Origin of the sequence: Albidovulum sp. (assembly GCF_049646345.1) — a bacterium.
Taxonomy (GTDB): domain Bacteria; phylum Pseudomonadota; class Alphaproteobacteria; order Rhodobacterales; family Rhodobacteraceae; genus Albidovulum.
Genome location: NZ_JBARVQ010000103.1, coordinates 1 through 2,129, shown reverse-complemented (window position 1 = coordinate 2,129; position 2,129 = coordinate 1). Strand labels below are relative to the sequence as shown.

General features: G+C 57.4%; 3 protein-coding genes. All 3 read right to left on the bottom strand.

Annotation, left to right across the window (positions count from 1 at the left end; genetic code table 11):
• A partial coding sequence (locus WBB85_RS02660; RefSeq protein ID WP_432637077.1) for an amidase family protein occupies window positions 1-487 on the bottom strand: 487 nt, incomplete at its 3' end.
• A complete protein-coding gene (locus tag WBB85_RS02655) occupies window positions 484-1,602 on the bottom strand; it encodes a Rieske 2Fe-2S domain-containing protein (protein ID WP_432637076.1) in 1,119 nt (372 codons plus the stop codon). The genes WBB85_RS02660 and WBB85_RS02655, both read right to left, overlap by 4 nt.
• A gap of 120 nt (window positions 1,603-1,722) precedes the next feature.
• A partial coding sequence (locus tag WBB85_RS02650; protein WP_432637075.1) for an amidohydrolase family protein occupies window positions 1,723-2,129 on the bottom strand: 407 nt, incomplete at its 5' end.

Below are 2,129 nucleotides of genomic sequence, written 5' to 3'. Positions count from 1 at the left end.
ATGCCACTGCCGATGCTGCGCCGCCACTTGATCCGCCGGAACTGTGGTCCAAATTCCATGGATTGCGTGTCGGACCCTCGGCAATGCTTTCGGTGGTCGCTGTCACACCGAATTCGGGCGTGGTCGTTTTACCGAAAATCACCAGACCCGCCGCCTCGTGGCGCTTGACCAGTTCGGAGGTAAGATCCGGGACATAGTCCGCATAGAGTCGGCTGCCTTGCCCCGACGGGTAACCCGCCACATGCATGTGCAGGTCTTTTTCGAGGAACGGTACGCCGGTGAACGCTCCCTCAGGCAATCCCGCGGCGATTTTCCCGCGCCCGTAGTCAAACATTTCCTGTGCAAGGAAATTGAGCCGCGCATCCTGCGTCTCTGTTCGGGCAATTGCTTCTTCCAGCAATTCCCCCGGCGAGGTCTGTTTTGACCGGACGAGTTCGGCAAGACCTAACGCGTCGTAATCACGATAGTCGGAACCGCCTCGGGTCATTGTGCTGCCGTTGCTTTTGTGCGGCCCGGCGCGCCGTCTTCGCCCGCGTAATACCGAGCATAGAATTCGCGGAATTTCGGGATCGGCCCGTCACCCATGCAGATGATCGGGTTCGGCTGGAACTTCATCCGGTCCCACACCACCTTATCTTGATCAAGTTGCTTGTTCACATCCTTGATAATCGCGCGCGCAAGACCAGCCATCGGTCCTTCGATCTGGCTTTTCGGCTGAGTGTAGAAATAGCGGACTTCCAACCTGTCATAATCAACCGGCGTGATGCAGGCGATCAGCAGGGTTTCGCAAATTCCTTCAAACCGGACCCAATTTTGCCCCGGTCCATTGGAAATCGAGGTGATTTTGCCGTCTACGACGCCTTTGGGCGTGCCCATCTTTGCGCGGACAATCCCTTTGCGTTCCCATTCACCCCATTCCAGTTCGGCTTCGGGTGGGCTGGCGACGCCGTGAATATAGGTGAAGTGCGGGAAATCGACGCCGTTTTCGGCCATGTTCTGGATGCTGCCATAGATCGTCCATGTGCATTCATCGAAGTCTGACCATTCGGGATCGGTTGTTTCAGGAAGGTCAGCCACTTCATATTGCGGCGCTTCGCCTTGCGAGTGATACCAGGTCCAGATGATCCGGTTTTTTTCTGCCATCGGCCAGGTGTCTTTGCATTTGCGTTTGACCTGCGGCGGGATGACTTTGGAATAGGGGATTTCCTTCACCACGCCTTCATTGCCATCATAGCGCCAGGCGTGGAACGGACATTCGAGCAGGTTGCCGTGGACTTTGCCGCCATGGCCCAGATGCGCACCCAGATGCGCGCAATAGGCCTCGATCATCCGTACTTCGCCGTCTTCGCCGCGCCAGATCGCGAGGTCCTGACCGAAATAGCGCAGCGGCTTTACTTCGCCGATTGCGAGCTCGCTGCTGAGCATGAGCGGGAACCAGCCGCACGGGAAGCCGATATCAAGATTGCGCTCTTCGGCAGAGGGACGGCCCGGAAGGTCGGCTACGCGCCACGCGGCTACCTCCTCCTTGGTCATCTTCTCGATGATCTGGTAGGCGGCCACTGGCGCGGTACGGGCGTCGATTGATGCTGCTGTTTCGGTCATAATTATGCTCCTTAATCTGCCGCTGGCTTGGCTTCTCGGGCGGCTGCCTTTTGCCGGGGTTGTCTCGGGCAAAGGGCGGTGACGAAAGAGGGGAGCAGACTTCCCGGCTCCCGGGCGAAGTTACAGTTTGAAAACGCGTTTGGCGTTTTCGCGGAGGAATTTGGGCCAGACCTCGTCCTTCAGCGGCACATTTTCCATGTCGGAGAATATCCGGTCGAGGCTGAGGCCCATCGGAAAATAACCGGCGTAGATGATCTTGTCCGACCCGCGCGAGTTTGCATAATCGATGATCGCCTTGGGATAATGTTTTGGAGCGAAGGCGCTGGTCGAATAATACAGGTTCGGCCATTTCAGCATCAGTTTCACGGCCAATGCCTCCCACGGTTCCGCGCCGTGGCGCATCACGATCTTCAGATCTGGGAAGAACCAGCAGACCTCGTCCAGATGTTCGACCTTTTGCGTTTCCATCGGGATGCGTGGGCCCGGGATCCCGACGTTCAACAAAATCGGCAGGTCCAGTTCAACCG

Excerpts from the sequence above, each read along its gene's own strand:
- WBB85_RS02655 (WP_432637076.1), bottom strand. The coding sequence starts at position 1,602 with ATGACCGAAACAGCAGCATCAATCGACGCCCGTACCGCGCCAGTGGCC.